Annotated in this window: 14 protein-coding genes; 3 read left to right on the forward strand and 11 right to left on the reverse strand. The window is 65.5% G+C overall.

Features of this window, described 5'->3' with window-relative positions; genetic code table 11:
* On the forward strand, positions 1 to 655 hold a 655-nt coding region (locus tag IFS44_RS00005; RefSeq protein ID WP_192097017.1), incomplete at its 5' end, for a Csu type fimbrial protein.
* A 51-nt stretch (positions 656 to 706) separates the two neighbouring features.
* On the opposite strand, the gene IFS44_RS00010 is transcribed toward IFS44_RS00005, so the two are convergent.
* The 5 genes from IFS44_RS00010 to IFS44_RS00030 form a co-directional block, all read right to left on the reverse strand.
* Positions 707 to 1,879 carry a winged helix-turn-helix domain-containing protein gene (locus IFS44_RS00010; protein ID WP_107933972.1) on the reverse strand — a complete coding sequence of 391 codons (1,173 nt, stop codon included), beginning with the start codon at positions 1,877 to 1,879 and terminating at the stop codon, positions 707 to 709.
* 136 nt (positions 1,880 to 2,015) lie between these two features.
* Positions 2,016 to 2,294: a hypothetical protein gene (locus IFS44_RS00015; protein ID WP_056677111.1), complete on the reverse strand. Its 279-nt coding sequence runs from the start codon at positions 2,292 to 2,294 to the stop codon at positions 2,016 to 2,018.
* 66 nt (positions 2,295 to 2,360) lie between these two features.
* Positions 2,361 to 2,864 (reverse strand): ferritin-like domain-containing protein, encoded by a 504-nt coding sequence (locus IFS44_RS00020; protein WP_056677099.1) that lies wholly within the window; start codon positions 2,862 to 2,864, stop codon positions 2,361 to 2,363.
* A gap of 83 nt (positions 2,865 to 2,947) precedes the next feature.
* The gene (locus tag IFS44_RS00025; RefSeq protein WP_107933969.1) at positions 2,948 to 3,412 is read right to left on the reverse strand and encodes a hypothetical protein; all 465 of its coding nucleotides are present in this window, start codon (positions 3,410 to 3,412) and stop codon (positions 2,948 to 2,950) included.
* A 77-nt stretch (positions 3,413 to 3,489) separates the two neighbouring features.
* Entirely contained in the window at positions 3,490 to 4,662 is a 1,173-nt protein-coding gene (locus tag IFS44_RS00030; protein ID WP_031395504.1) for a zinc-dependent alcohol dehydrogenase, read from the reverse strand.
* Between the two features lie 516 nt (positions 4,663 to 5,178).
* Between IFS44_RS00030 and IFS44_RS00035 the strand changes: the two genes are divergently transcribed.
* Together IFS44_RS00035 and IFS44_RS00040 are read left to right on the forward strand one after the other, a co-directional pair.
* Positions 5,179 to 5,844, forward strand: a complete 666-nt coding sequence (locus tag IFS44_RS00035) for an HAD family hydrolase (protein ID WP_192097018.1) — start codon at positions 5,179 to 5,181, stop codon at positions 5,842 to 5,844.
* Positions 5,845 to 5,849: 5 nt separating this feature from the next.
* On the forward strand, positions 5,850 to 6,863 hold the full coding sequence (locus IFS44_RS00040) for an SDR family oxidoreductase (protein ID WP_192097019.1): 1,014 nt from the start codon (positions 5,850 to 5,852) through the stop codon (positions 6,861 to 6,863).
* Positions 6,864 to 6,936: 73 nt separating this feature from the next.
* Here IFS44_RS00040 and IFS44_RS00045 read toward each other — a convergent pair whose 3' ends face one another.
* The 6 genes from IFS44_RS00045 to IFS44_RS00070 form a co-directional block, all read right to left on the reverse strand.
* Positions 6,937 to 7,596: a nicotinamidase gene (locus IFS44_RS00045; RefSeq protein WP_192097020.1), complete on the reverse strand. Its 660-nt coding sequence runs from the start codon at positions 7,594 to 7,596 to the stop codon at positions 6,937 to 6,939.
* A gap of 66 nt (positions 7,597 to 7,662) precedes the next feature.
* A complete protein-coding gene (treF, locus tag IFS44_RS00050; protein ID WP_244649775.1) occupies positions 7,663 to 9,291 on the reverse strand; it encodes an alpha,alpha-trehalase TreF in 1,629 nt (542 codons plus the stop codon).
* A gap of 54 nt (positions 9,292 to 9,345) precedes the next feature.
* Complete coding sequence (locus tag IFS44_RS00055) at positions 9,346 to 12,042, reverse strand: TonB-dependent receptor (protein WP_244649777.1); 2,697 nt, start codon at positions 12,040 to 12,042, stop codon at positions 9,346 to 9,348.
* 99 nt (positions 12,043 to 12,141) lie between these two features.
* Positions 12,142 to 13,122 carry a FecR domain-containing protein gene (locus IFS44_RS22040; RefSeq protein WP_192097021.1) on the reverse strand — a complete coding sequence of 327 codons (981 nt, stop codon included), beginning with the start codon at positions 13,120 to 13,122 and terminating at the stop codon, positions 12,142 to 12,144.
* Entirely contained in the window at positions 13,119 to 13,640 is a 522-nt protein-coding gene (locus IFS44_RS00065) for an RNA polymerase sigma factor (protein WP_235188309.1), read from the reverse strand. Before IFS44_RS00065 ends, IFS44_RS22040 begins: the two co-directional genes overlap by 4 nt.
* Positions 13,641 to 13,828: 188 nt before the next feature.
* Positions 13,829 to 14,170, reverse strand: coding sequence for a hypothetical protein (locus IFS44_RS00070; protein WP_192097022.1), 342 nt, complete (start codon positions 14,168 to 14,170; stop codon positions 13,829 to 13,831).
* Between the last annotated feature and the right edge of the window lie 149 nt (positions 14,171 to 14,319).

Raw genomic sequence — 14,319 nt, forward strand, 5'->3', positions numbered from 1 at the left:
CAGCGGCACCACGCCGTTCACGCAAGGGTCGACCGTCAACTATATGAGCGGCAGCCTGTTGGCGGTGCAGGGCGGTGGAAGCAGTTTCACGACGCCGTTGTTCGCGCGTTTGACGGCGGCTCCCAATGTGGCCGCCGGGACGTATAGCGACACACTGACGGTGCAATGGGACTATAGCGTCTGCAACGGGGTGAATGTGCTCGGTGTCGTCTGTACGGGCTATGATAGCGGGAAGGTCGTCGTAACGCTTCAGGTGACGCTGGTGGTCGGCAACGACTGCAAGATCACCGCGCCCGACCTGTCCTTCGGCAGTGCGGCGCTCGTTACGCAGTTCGGGCCGGTGACCTCGGCCGTCCAGATCGATTGCACCCGCGACGCCGTCTACCGGATCGGTTTCACACCCGGCGGCGCCGGCACGGGCGCGGCGTGGCGGCAGATGACCAGCGGCGCGGGCGCGACGTTGCAGTATCAGATCTATCATGCGGATGGCGTCACCGTCTGGAACGAAGCCAACCCGCTTACCGGCGCAAGCCCCGGAACGGGCAGCCTGACCCCGGTCAGAACCTATCCCTATGTCGCCAGGATCAATCAGGCGCAGGTCACGCCAACGGCGGGAAGCTACCAGGATACCGTCAGTGTGGTCGTGACATTCTGATCGATCGGCCACTGACCTTTGGCGGCAATCCTGCGATCGCGGCATCGCGCATCACGCGGGGCGGATGATGTCGCCGACACGAACGTCAGACAGGCCGAGCCATTGCGCCATCCGCTCCAACTCGACCTGCAGGCGCGGCAGCGTGTCGTCGGGCGCCCCCGGTTCGAACGTTATGCGCTTCGCCAGCAGCGCGCCCGCTTGCCGGTCCGCCTTGAGATCGACCCGCGCGACCAACGCCTCGTCCATCAGGAAGGGCAGCACATAATAGCCGTGGGTGCGTTGCGCCTGCGGCACATAGATCTCGATACGGTACCGGAAGCCGAACAGGCGTTCGGTGCGGCCGCGTTCCCAGATCAGCGGATCGAAGGGTGCCAGCAAGGCCGCCCCGCGCACCCGGCGGGGCACCGCGGCGTCGCGGTGGAGCCAGACCTTCTGGCTGCAGCCGTCCACGCGGACGGGCACCAACACCTGATCCTCGACCAGATCGGCAATGGCATGATCCGCCTCGACGGGCTTCAGCCGGAAATAATCACGCAACTCGGCAGCGGTCGCGATGCCGAGCGCGCGGGCGCTCCGCTCGATCAGCGCCCGCTGCGCCTCGGCAACGCTCGGCGTGGGCATGGCGAGCACGGCAGGGGGCAGCACCCGCTCGGGCAGGTCATAGACCCGCGCGAAACTGCCGCGCCGCGTCGCCGTCGTGATCCGGCCCGACCAGAACAGCCATTCTAGCGCGTGTTTGACGTCGCTCCATTCCCACCAGCCGCTGCGGCTCGTCCCGTTTTCGAAATCGGCGGCGGTCAGGGGGCCCTCGGCTGCGATGCGCGCCAGCACGGCGTCGGCTTCGCTGCGATGCTCTGTCGCAAAGCGGCGAAGCGCGGCGTAGCCGATCTCGCCTCGTTCAGCGCGGGCCATCCGCCATCGCAGCAGCGGATGAAGCTCGAGCGGCAGCAGCGACGCCTCATGCGCCCAATATTCGAAGAACCGGCGATGCGGCTTCGGGCCCCAGGCGGCGCGCTCGAGCAGCGCCCGGTCGTAGCCGCCAAGCCGGGAAAACAGTGGCAGGTAATGCGCACGGGCCAGCACGTTGACGCTGTCGATCTGGAAAAGGCCCGTCCGATCGGCGACCTTGCGGACATGCGCCGCCGTGACCCGAGACGGCAGTGGACGGTCGAACCCCTGGGCTGCAAGGGCAATGCGGCGCGCATCGGCCTGCGAGATGATCATGTGGTGATGATGGTCGCAAATGATAGCGACGGTCAATGTCACCGCGGTTGCCCCCGCCGGGCTACGGCGTAGTCCGTGTGATCCGGAAGACGCGGGGCGTACAGGCAATCGCGGAACGCCGCGAGCGCCTTTGTCGCTACTGGTCGGCGACCTTGATCTCGGTGATTTCCGCGTTTGAAAGACCTGGTTTTTCCGTGCGGAGATAGTGGAGGAGTTCGCCGATCTCCCGCGCATCGAAGCGGAGGTCGAGAGCGTCCATATGGATGGCGACGGAACGCTGCCGCGCCTCCGACAGGCCAGCGACGATATCGACGCACGCCTCGAGCGTTCCGCGTCCGACTTCCGTCGGTGTCGCGCCGGCGGACGATGCGTCAGCGAAGATCCGGGCCGGCTCGCTCAAGGGGTAGGTGGTCATGACTGTCGCGTCCGTCGTCTACGGGGCAGGACATCGCCCGCCGGGGTGAGCCGGCGGGCGATCGTTTCAGGCGTCTTCCGCGTCGATGTTGACGCTCGTCTCGGCGAGCTTCGTCATATATTCGTCGCCACCGTAAATGTCCTTGGTGGCCGCGTTCAGCGCCTTGTGATCATTCTTGAGACCCAGCGCCTTGGCATAGGCTGCGGCCGTGCCGAAACCGGCGATCCCGTAATGCGTCATCCGCTGATATTGGGCGATGATCATGACATCGAGCAGCGGACCCTTTGACGGACCCTCTTCGACGACATGCTTGGTGGCTTCGGCAACCAGCCCTTCCATGCCCTTGCAATGCTCCTTTGAGACCTTCTCGTCGTTCGACGCGATCAGCTCCTTGAGGAGATCGGTATGCTTCTCGATATCCGCCTGCGACTTGGTCAGCATGTCCTTCAGCGCGGCATCGCTGGCCTTCGACGTGATCTTCTTCAGGACCTTCTTCATCTGGTCGTTCGCCGACCACAGGTCCTTCAGCTCGTCGGTGTAGATGTCTTTCAGATCTTCAGGTGCAGACATGGGATGGTCCTTGCTGGACCACCAGACGAAATGTCCGGTGGCGTGGTTGACGTTGAATAAGGGGGTAGCGTGCCGTCCTGGCGTCAGCCGGCGCCGGGCTTTGCCTGTTCGTGCTCATAGCGTGCATCGGTGCCGACCTTGCCCGTCGCCTCGGCCTCGGCGATACCGGACGTCTCGACGACCTTGATCGTGCCATGCTCGGCCGCGATCGAGTGCGGGGTCCGATCGGCATCGGGGTCGGCCGCGATCGTCGTGCCGCCGCCGCCGCTGGAGCCGGCGACGGCGTTGCCGGCGCTGCCCCCGTCTTCACCCGCCTGACCGCCGCCATGATAGGCGATGTCCGTCTGGCCGCCCTGCGACGCGGGGCTGGTATCGGCGTCGATCTTGCCTTCGTGCGGGTTGGGATAGGCGCCGCCCGCGCTCTCACCGCCGTCGCTGCGACCGTGAACGCGGCCGTCGGTATCGCTGCGAGGCGACTCCGAGACGCCATCCGGCGCGCCCTTGCTCGCGGGATTGCCCGGGACGGGGGTATGAACCTTGTCGCTCATGGAAACTCCTCGTGACGGTCGTGGATAGGAAGCGGCCACCCCGATCGGCATGCCGAGCGGACCGGGGTGGGGCAGGGTTACGGCCGCAGCACGACCTTGATGACGCCGTCCTGCTTGTCGCGGAACTTCTGATACATTTCGGGCGCATCCTCGAGGCTCGCCGGGTGCGTCACGACAAAGCTCGGGTCGATGTCGCCGGCTTCGATGCGCGCCAGCAGCGGCTTCGTGTAAGCCTGGACATGCGTCTGGCCGGTCTTGATCGTCAGCCCCTTGTTCATCATCGCGCCGATCGGGATCTTGTCCCCCATCCCGACATAGACGCCGGGGATCGAGACCGTGCCACCCATCCGGCAGCTCATGATCGCCTCGCGCAGGACATGCACGCGGTCGGTAGCGAGGAACGTCGCCGCCTTCACCTTGTCGATCACGGCATCCATCGCGCCATGACCCGAAGCCTCTGCACCGACGGCGTCGATGCAGCTGTCCGGGCCGCGGCCCTTGGTGCGGAACTGGAGTTCGTCATAGACGCTGTCGACCTCGGCGAAGTTGATCGTCTCCGCACCGCCGGCCTCGGCCATCGCCAGACGCTCGGGCACCTCGTCGATCGCGATCACGCGGCCTGCGCCGAGCATCAGCGCCGATCGGATCGCGAACTGGCCGACCGGACCGCAGCCCCAGATCGCCACGGTGTCGCCTTCTTCGATGTTCGCATTCTCGGCGGCCATATAGCCCGTCGGGAAGATATCGGAGAGGAACAGCGCCTGATCGTCGGTGACGTTGTCGGGCACCTTGATCGGGCCGATATCGGCCATCGGCACGCGCAGATACTCTGCCTGGCCACCGCAATAGCCGCCGAGCATATGGCTGAAGCCAAATAGGCCGGCAGGCGAATGGCCCATCGCCTTGATCGCCATTTCGGCATTCGGGTTGGTACGCTCGCACGCCGAGAACAGGCCCTTGCGGCAGAAGAAGCAGTCCCCGCAGCTGATCGTGAACGGCACGACGACGCGGTCGCCGATCTTCAGGTTGGTGACCTCGGAGCCGAGTGCGACGACGACGCCCATATTCTCATGGCCAAGAATGTCCCCGGCCTGCATCGTCGGCTGATAGCCATCGAGCAGATGAAGATCGGAACCGCAGATCGCGCACGACGATACCTTGATGATCGCGTCGCGCGGATGCTTGATCTCTGGGTCCGCGACAGTATCGACCCGAACATCACCTTTTCCATGCCAAACCAGTGCGCGCATCAGAAAGTCTCCGTCTTGTAAGTGGCGTGCTGTACTTTCGAAATTACAATTCGCCTTAAGAAATCATCAGTCATCAGGCCATCTTGACGAAGCATATTAAGCAGAAACAACAACGAGATCGCCGGGCGGCGTCATCGCCTCATGTGTCCTACCGTCAAGCCACGCGTCAGGCCCCGGATATTGATGGAGACATAGCGATCTGGATGTCCTCATCGTTCCTGACGATCTTGAATATTCGTCGGGAATATTTCGTATTGATCCTCATCAGTGTGGCTAAACGCCGGGGATCATTGGCAAACTGCCGAAAATGGCCGTCAGGTTGGGCTTCTCGCCGGCGAAAAATCACACCTTCAACCGTTTCGCAGAGGATGCGCGCCCCGCCATGCTTGCCGTCGCCGGGGCCAATTCGGACAGCGGACCGTTGGAATGTCAGCAACCTTCGCCGACGCTCACCGGCGCACCGGCGCGACGCTGGCATGCCGGCTGGCAAACGCGACTTCGATTCGGGAGTTAGATATGCAGATCAAGGCCATCCTCTTCGACATCGACGGCACGCTGGTCGATACCAATGACATGCATGTGCTAGCCTGGGAGGAGGCCTTTGCAGGCGTCGGGGCGTCCTTCGACCGGCAGGTAATCCACGATCAGATCGGCAAGGGGACCGACATGCTCGTGCCCACCCTGTTGCCCGGTGCCGACGCGGAGGAGCAGGAGAAACTCGGCGATACGCACGGCGAGATCTTCAAGGCAAAATATCTCGAGACTGCCAAGCCGTTCGCGCGCGCGCATGATCTGCTGGCGCACGCGCATGGTCTTGGGCAGCAGGTCGTGCTCGCCTCGTCGGCGTCGGGATCGGAGCTCGATCATTACATCGCGCTGCTCGAGGCGCGCGATCTGATCGGCGCGACGACGAGCAGCGACGACGTCGAGCGGACCAAACCCGCCCCGGACATTTTCGCCACCGCGCTGAAGGCGCTGCCGGGGATCGATCCTGCAGAGGTGATCGTCGTCGGCGATACGCCCTATGACATCGAGGCAGCGGCCAAATGCGGGATCGCCGCGGTTGGTGTCCGATCGGGCAAGTTCAGTGACGAGCGGCTGAATGCCGCGGGCGCGGTCGCGATCTATGACGATGTCGCGGCCCTGCTCGCCGGTTACGCCCAGTCGCCGCTGGGGCGCTGATCGCCATGGCCATCACGCTGAAACCCCTTCGCGACCAGGTCATCGTTGTCACTGGCGCTACCAGCGGCAACGGGCTCGCGACCGTCGAGGCTGCCGTGCGCCGCGGGGCCGCCGTCGTAGCGACCGCGCGGAACGAAACCGCGCTCGAGGCCCTCCGCGCCCGTCTGTCGGCCGATGGCGGACGCATCGCGGTGTGCGCTGCCGACGTCAGCGACATGGCTGCGGTCGAGCGTGTCACCGCCGTTGCAGTCGCGGCGTTCGGCGGCTTCGACAGCTGGGTCAACAATGCCGCGACAGGCACGTACGGCACACTCGATCAGGTGCCGATCGCCGATCACCGGCGCGTGTTCGACGTCAACTATTTCGGCATGCTGCACGGATCGCTGGTCGCGGCCCGCCATCTGCGCGGGCGAGGCGGCGCGATCGTAAATATCGGCTCGATCCTTAGCGACCGCGCGATCGTCGAGCAGGGGCCCTATGGCGCGACCAAGCATGCGGTGCAGGCGCTGACGGACACGTTGCGGATGGAGCTCGAGCAGGAGGGGGCCGGCATCTCGGTCACGCTGATCAAGCCCGGCGCGATCGACACGCCATTCCCCGAACATGCGCGCAATTTCATGGATCAGCCACCGCGCCTGCCACCGCCGCTCTACACCCCCTCGGTCGTCGCCGACGCGGTGCTGTTCGCGTGCGAGACGCCGCGGCGGACGCTGTATGCGGGGGGCGGGGGGCTGCTCGCCTCGCTTCTCTCGCGCACCGCGCCGCGGTTGAGCGACCGGATCATGGAACTGGTCGGCACGTTCGCGCAGCAGAAGCCCGGGGATCCCGGTGATCCGGCACGCCGCGACAATCTCTATGATCCGCGGACCGATGCGCTGCGCGGGACCCAGCATGTCCGCGCGCGCACGTCGAGTAGCGTGCTGCAGGTGCAAAAGCTTCACCCCGCGGTTGTGATGCTCGGTGTTGTCGGCGCTGGTATCGTCGTCGCGCTCGGCCGACCAAAGGGTGCCCGCCGATAATATCAGGCACGGAAAGGGCAGGGTGCGTTCGCGGCGTCGACAAGTGCGCGTCCTTCCGCGCCATCTTGGCAGTCTATATCAACCGGACGCCGGCTGCGCGGAACTGCGCTTCCGCCACGTCTACCGTCGTTCCGTCGCCGACCGGCATTGCGATCGCTCGGGTGTAGTCCGTCAGGATAGACGCGTCGAAGCCCTCGCGCCGCGCATCGAGTGCCGACCAGGCGACGCAGAAATCATAGGCCAACCCAACGAACACGCACCGCCGAACCTGCTTGTCCCGCAAATACCCGGCCAGCCCGGTTCTCGTCGTCTTGTCGTTCTCGAAAAAGGCCGAATAGGAATCAATGTCCGGATTATACCCCTTACGAACGATGACGTGAGCGCGGCGGATGGTGCCCTGCACGTCGGGATGGAACTCGGCACTGGCGGTTCCCTGGACGCAGTGATCGGGCCAAAGAACCTGCTCGCCATATGGCATCGGCACGGTATCGAACGGCTGCCGACCAGGGTGGCTGCTCGAGAAGGACAGGTGCCCGGCCGGATGCCAGTCCTGCGTTAAAACGACATGCCGGAATCGCGGAGCGAGCCGTTCGATCCCGGCCATGATCTCGTTCCCGCCCGCAACCGCCAGCCGGCCGCCGGGGCAGAAGTCGATCTGCGGGTCGACGACGATCAAGGCGTCCGACTCCGTGATCGCTGCGTCGCCGGTGAACTGCTCGATACCCAATGTCATCTCCTGCAAAGCCGACAGGTCGCGTCAAAGGCGGCCGATGACAAGAATGATCCTATTGCCGAGATCCTATTTGCGAACACTGGTCGACGGCTGGGCCAGGTCCGGGAAGCGATCGAGGATCGCGCTAGTCACGCCGTTGGTCCAGCCGAACCCGTCCTGCACCGGATATTCGCCGCCTCCGCCCGGTATGCGCTGTTCGATATTATACTTTTCGAGCATCTTGCCGGTATCGGCATAGGCCGCGCCGACCGTTCCGAGCCAGCGTCTGGCGATGTCTTTGGCCAACGCCGGTTCGCCGTTTCGCTCGAGCCCTGCGATCGCGACCCATTGTAGCGGTGCCCAGCCATTGGGTTCGTCCCATTGCTGCCCGGTATTGAGCGTCGTCGTGCGCAGGCCGCCCTCGGCCACCAGCGATTTGCGCACCGTCGCGGCGACGGCCTTCGCCTGCGCCGGCGACGCAAGCCCGACGAACAGCGGGTGCAGCATCGCCGCATTGATGCTGGTCGTTGGCATGCGCGTCGACAGGTCCCAGTCGGCATAGCGCGCGGTCGCCACCTGCCAGAGATAGCGGTCGATCGCGGTCTTGCGCTTGGTCGCCAGGGTCGTGAATTCGGTCACGCAGGGGGTGTCGCCGGCGGTCTGGCAGCGCGCGGCGATGCGGCGTTCCATCGCCCAGATCAGGCTGTTGAGATCGACGGGCACGATGTCGGTGGTGTGGATTGTGGCGAGCGACCGCGGATCGCGGAGCCAGCGCGAGCTGAAGTCCCAACCGCTCTCGGCGCCCGCGCGCAGGTTGCGCTGCGTATCGGCGGCGGCGCGGGGTGCTGCCCTGGCCGCGGTCTCGACGTCCTCGGCGTAGGATTCGTCACGCGGCGTATCGCGGTCGTCATAATAGCGGTTGAGCACGCTGCCGTCGGGCATCCGCACGACGCGGAGACAGGCCGGCTTGTCGTCGAGGCAGGTCCCGCCCTTCATCCAGAAGGCGTGCTCGGCGCGCAGTGCCGCCAGACGACGCTTTGCGACAGCGGGATCGGTGTTGGTCGAGAGATCGAGCATCGGCGCGTAATAAGGCGGCTGCGACCGGCTGAGATAATAAGTCCGCGTCCCGTTCGGGATATGCCCGTAGCGCTCGATCAGGCTGGTGAAATCGTCGAGCATCGATTCGACGAGCGGCTGCTGGCCGTCGACCTTCAGCCCGAGCATCGTGAAATAGCTGTCCCAGTAATAGATTTCGCGGAAGCGCCCGCCCGGCACGACATAGGGCGCCGGCAGCGGCAGGGCGGAGCTGCCTGCGACGGGGGCGACCGGCTGACGGACGAGTTGTGGCCACAAGGCCCGGACATGCGACCTGAGATCGCCCGAGCCCCGGTCGTTCTCGCCGGGCACCACGAAATTGGCGAGCACGAACGCCTTCAGCGCCGGGCCGGCGGGTCTGGTCCGCGCATAGTCCGCCATGATCGCCGCGGCCGCGCGCTTGGGGACGGCATCGACGAACGTCTTGCCGTCCGCGAAGACGTGACCCTGCTGCACGGCCTGGAACAGCGGGCCATAGATATCGGCGGGCGACTGAGCCTTCGCGGCAGAGGGTGCGGGAGAGGCGGCCGGTCGGGACGGAGCGGTCTGGGCAGGCGCCATCGCGGCGACCGAGGCCAGGGCGGCAAAACGGCAAAGGGTTTTCATGAAGATCGCAACCATTTTGCCAGGGTGATCGATCCCCCCACGTGGCGGGATCGATCACCCTGGCCTGTGTCAGAACTTGAACGCGGCGGCGAAGCGGATCGAGCGACCGACGATCGGCCGTGCGAGAATCGTGCCGCTGCCCTGCGATCCGAGCGTGCGCGGATTGCCCTCGGTCAGCCCGATTTCGTCGGTCAGATTGTCACCGATGACCTGGAACTGCACCTGCCGGTTCAGATCGAGAGTGATGCCTGCGTCGAGCTTGTAAAAGCTCGGCAGCACCTGCGCGTTCTGGACGTCGGAGAAGCGGTCGCCGATATAGCCGATCGTCGCATAGACTCCCGCCTTCGCATCGCCGCCGAGCTCGAGATCATAGGCGGGGGTCACGCGCCACTGCCATTTCGGCTGGCGCTGAACCCGATTGCCGGTGAGATCGGTCCGGCCGCCATCGGTGAAGAAGTCGCGGTAGCTGGCGTCGAGATAGGTCGCCGAGCCGCTGAGCGTGAAGCCGCCGAACGGCCGCAACTGCCCCTCGAACTCGACGCCGGTCGCCTTGGCGCCACCGACCGACGCGATCGGGGCGCCGCTGGTGATGACCGTCGTCGCAAGGCCGTCGAACGTGTTGTGGAACAGCGTCGCGTACAGGTTGGCGATACCGGTCGAGACCTTCACGCCGCCTTCATAGCTGTCGACCTGCGGTGCGACGTCGATCCCGTCGCGCAGATTGTCGAAGAACGGAAAGCTGTTGCCGCGGCTGTAGCGGACGAACGCACCGATCTGCCGGGTCAGGTCGTAATTGACGCCGCCGGTCCACGACCAGGCATCGCCGCGATAGCGGATCGTGCGGAAGGTGCCGTTCAGCTGCGCATCGCCATTGTCGTAGAGCGTCAGCGGATTGCCGTCCGTACCCGCCGCCGGGACCGTCGCCGCGAGGTTTTCGAGCGTGCCGTCGACCGAGTGATGCTGCCACCGGATGCCGCCGTCGATCCGCAGCTGGTCGGTGATCTGCAATTCGTCCACGGCATAGCCCGCGACGTCTTCGCCGGTGTAGCGCGCGTTGACCTTGAACGTCGACCCGCCCGAGAAGCCGTCGCGCGTGACGATCCGGCCATCCGCGAATGTAAGGTTCAGCCGCCGCGCATTGGGTTCGGCGGTGAGCAGCATGCTGTTGCCGAGATTCCACCGGTCGCGCGACTTGTACCGCGTGTAATAGACGCCACCGGTCAACGTGTTGCTGCCCGTTTTCCATTCCAGCGCGAAATCGTTGACGAAGGCCTGGATGTGCTTCTCGACGCTCCACAGCCCGGCCTCGACGACCGCCTGGTTGGGCGAGGCTGCCGCACCGCCGGTCGCGAAGGTGAGCGATCCGATCGTTCCGCCCCGGCCGGCGGCATAGGCTGCGGCGGTGACCGGCGCAGCGCCGCCGGGGACGAGACCGATCGTGTCGGCATCGCCCTCCATCCAGCTGCCGCGATCGCGCACCGTGATGCCGCTGCCGAGTTCGTAATCGAAATTGCCGCCCAGATTGTAGATCTTCGCGCTGCGGCCATCCGCCAGATCGACCCGGCTGCCGTCGTTGCGCACGCCGATCCGCGTGTCGCGCCCGACGAGCGTTCCGGTGCCTGCATCGAAGCCGGGATATTCGCGGATCTTGTCGCCGTCCTGGACGACCGGGATGGGCAGCAGCCACTGGCCGCGATCGTCGAGATAGCGGCCGAAGACCAAGATCGAGCCCTTGTCGAAGTCATGGCGGATATTGCCGGTGATCTGACCACCGCGTTCCGCCTCGAACTGCGCGTCGCGGATCCCGCGCGAGGTCGAGTAATAGCCGCCGAGCATATAGGTGGTGCTACCGTCGATCGGCCCCGAGACATAGCTGTCGACGCGGAACTCGCCGAAATCGGTGCCGCTGAGTTTCAGCAATCCGGCGGGCGTTTGCTTGCCCTCGCGCTGGACGAGGTTGACGGTCAGCCCGGGCTGGCCGTTCGAGAACAGCGCGCCGGTGCCGCCGCGCACCGCTTCGACGCGCTGGATCGTCTCGTCGATGCGGATCAGCTGTGTGTTTTCGAGGAACGACAGCGTCGGCGGCGGGAAGAAGGGCACGCCCTGCGTCTGGAAGGTGACATATTCCGCGTCGCCACCCGATGGATAGCCGCGCACGAAAATGTTGGCGCCGGTCTTGCCGCCCGAGCTTTCGGTGCTGACCCCCGGCACCGCGCGGAGGACTTCGGCAGTGCTGGCAGTGCCGAGCCGCTGCGCCATGCTGCTGTCGATCGTGGTGACCGCGAACGCCGCATCCTGGCGCCGGGTGCCTGCGCCCGCCGTGCCGATCACGACGATATCGGGGGCGGTTTCCTCGGGCACCTGCGTCGCAGCCGGATCGGCTGCCGCCTGCGCCGGGGCGACCTGAACCGCCGCTGGCGTGGCTTCGGCCGCCTGAGCATGCGTGTCGATGATCAGATAGGCCCCGCCCGGCGTCAGCCGGTGGCCGAGACCGGAGCCTTTCAGGATCGTCGTCAGCGCCGCGCCGACGTCCATCCGGCCGGCCACCGCGCGCGCGGTCTTGCCGCGGACGAGTGTGGGGGAGAACAGGATCTGCCTGCCACTCTGGCGCGAGAAGGTGAGCAACGCGGTGCTCATGTCCTGCCGCGCGATGCGGATGCCGATAGCGGCCTGCGCGGTGACGCCGATCGGGATCCCACCTGCGCCGAGCGCCAATGCGGTCAACATCACGCCGCGTATCAGCACGGCCCTGCCTGTGGATGTCATGCAACCCTCCCTGTTCGTGCGATCCCTCTGCCGGGGTCGATCTGACACTAAAGACGCGGCACGTTGGAAAACCCGAACCGGGTTTTGCCCTAGGGTCGATTATTTTTTCGACGCGATCGTGATGCTGCCGTTAGGGTGGCGATCGACGCTGACGGGAAAGCCTAGTTCGAGCGCGTCGAGGAACGGCTGGACATCGCCCGTCCGAAACGCGCCGCTGATCCGGACCCGGCCCGCAGCGGCGTCGGCGATCGCGATCTGCTGCACGCTGTAGCGATTTATCTCGGCGACGGCCTGACTTAATGCCTCGTCCTCGAACACGAGCCGCCCTTCGCTCCAGCTTGCCAGCCGCTGCGCGCTGCCGGGCATGTGGCGAACCGACACGCCGCTGGCCGATGCGGTCAGGACGTCGTCCGGCACCATCGCGACAGGCTTGCCGTGCGCGCCCTTGCCGGCGACGCTGACCAGCCCTTCGAGCAGCGCTACGCGCACCGTGCTGGTCTCGAGCCGCACGTCGAACGCGGTGCCGTGCGCGGTCACCGCCTGCGCGCCGGCAGTGACGACGAACGGCCGGGTCTGGTGCTTGGCGACCTCGAACAAGGCCTGTCCGCGTTCCAGCACCAATCGACCCTCGGTGCGCGTATAGGCCATCCGGACCCGCGTGTCGGTATCGAGAGTCAGCCGCGACCCGTCGGACAGCGTGACCATGAGGCGCTGGCCCGTCGCCGTGCGGTACACGGGGGTTTCGGCTACCCTCACGGCGGGCGCGTCATCGGCGAAGCGCCACAGCGCCAGCGGCGCGACCACCGTGGCACAGGCGGCAGCGGCCAGTATCCACGGCGCGACCCGTCGCGGCTCGCGGCGCAGCGCAGCGCGCGCCACGGCCGCGTGCCGCAACGCCAGCAGGTCGGGATGGTCCGCCAGCGACGCGCTCGCAGCCCGTGCTTGGGCTATCACCGCCCAGGCTGCAGCGTGGTCCGGTCGCGCATGCCAGTCTTTAAACCGCGCACGCATTGCGGTACTCGGGTCGCGGTCCAGCCGTTCGGCCCATTCCGCGGCTTCGATCATCACGGGATCGCTCACCGATGCCAGTCCTTCAGGCGTTCCGCGACATGCGCGAGCGCGCGCGCCTGGTGCTTCTCGGCGGCGCGCGTCGAGATCGCCATGGCATGCGCGACATCGGCCATCTTCAATCCCTCCAGCATCCTGAGCACGAACACGTCACGTGTCCGTTCGGGCAGTTCGGCAAGCGCACGACGCAACGCGTCCGCGATGTACTTACTCGCCAAGACGCGGTCGGGCGCGAAATCCGAACCTTCAAGCGAAAGATCGTCGATCGGATCCGACAATCCCGCGCCCCGCGCCTGATTGCGCCGCGCCTGATCCTTCAGGACATTGGCCGCGGTGACGAAGATGAAGCTGTCGTGCTGGCGAATGCCGTTCGGGTCTTCCAGCCGACTTAGCCGCAGGAAAACCTCCTGGACCAGGTCGGGGACGTCGTGTGGCGCGGAGACGCGCCGCGTGAAGTACCGGCTGAGCGGCCGGGTATAGGTCTCGACCAGCGTGCGAAGGATCGTTGTCCTTTCGCCAAGGCCGGACACTTGCTCCCCCTCCATAGCCATGACCGGTTTTTAATAGCCGGGTCTGTTACGTCAATGAGTCTCGCTGGTCGGTATTTAACGCGGTCAATCTTGCGGCATTCGAAGTCTATATTGATGCAGGCGAACGCGCGCCGTGTTTTAAAAGCCGTGAACACCGTTTTCTGGGTCGGTCCACGAGGCGTAGCTCGTTAGCGTTGCTTCTTTGTCGTCGTCGCGGTGAAATCAGGATCCTTTTTGGCGACCCAATCCACGAATTTCCGGACCGTGGGATCGGCGAGCAGCGCGTCGACATTCATGCCGTGGCGTTGCAGTTCGGAATTGGTGAAATTCGCCATCAAGCTCTGCTGGCAGATCGGATGCATCGGCACGACATCGCGACCGCCCCGGCTCTTTGGCACGGGATGATGCCAGACGATGGTCTTGCCGAGTACGCGTCCGCAGAGCCAGCACGGCGCGACCGGTGCCGGGCCTTCCTCGTCTTCGCGATCGGGCTCCTCATAAGGGGCGTGTTTCGAATGCTTGCGGGCCATGTCGCTGCGTAATCTCTCAGTGGGTGTCTGCACGCCATAGCGGCGCGCCCGGCACTACTACACCTGCGACACGCAGGATGACCACAGTAACGGATGCCGGGACTGGGTCTGGTCGGTCTTGAATGCCACGGCGGCGGAGAATGGCTCGC

It is taken from the genome of Sphingomonas sp. CFBP 13706, from assembly GCF_014842355.1.
GTDB lineage: Bacteria > Pseudomonadota > Alphaproteobacteria > Sphingomonadales > Sphingomonadaceae > Sphingomonas > Sphingomonas aerolata.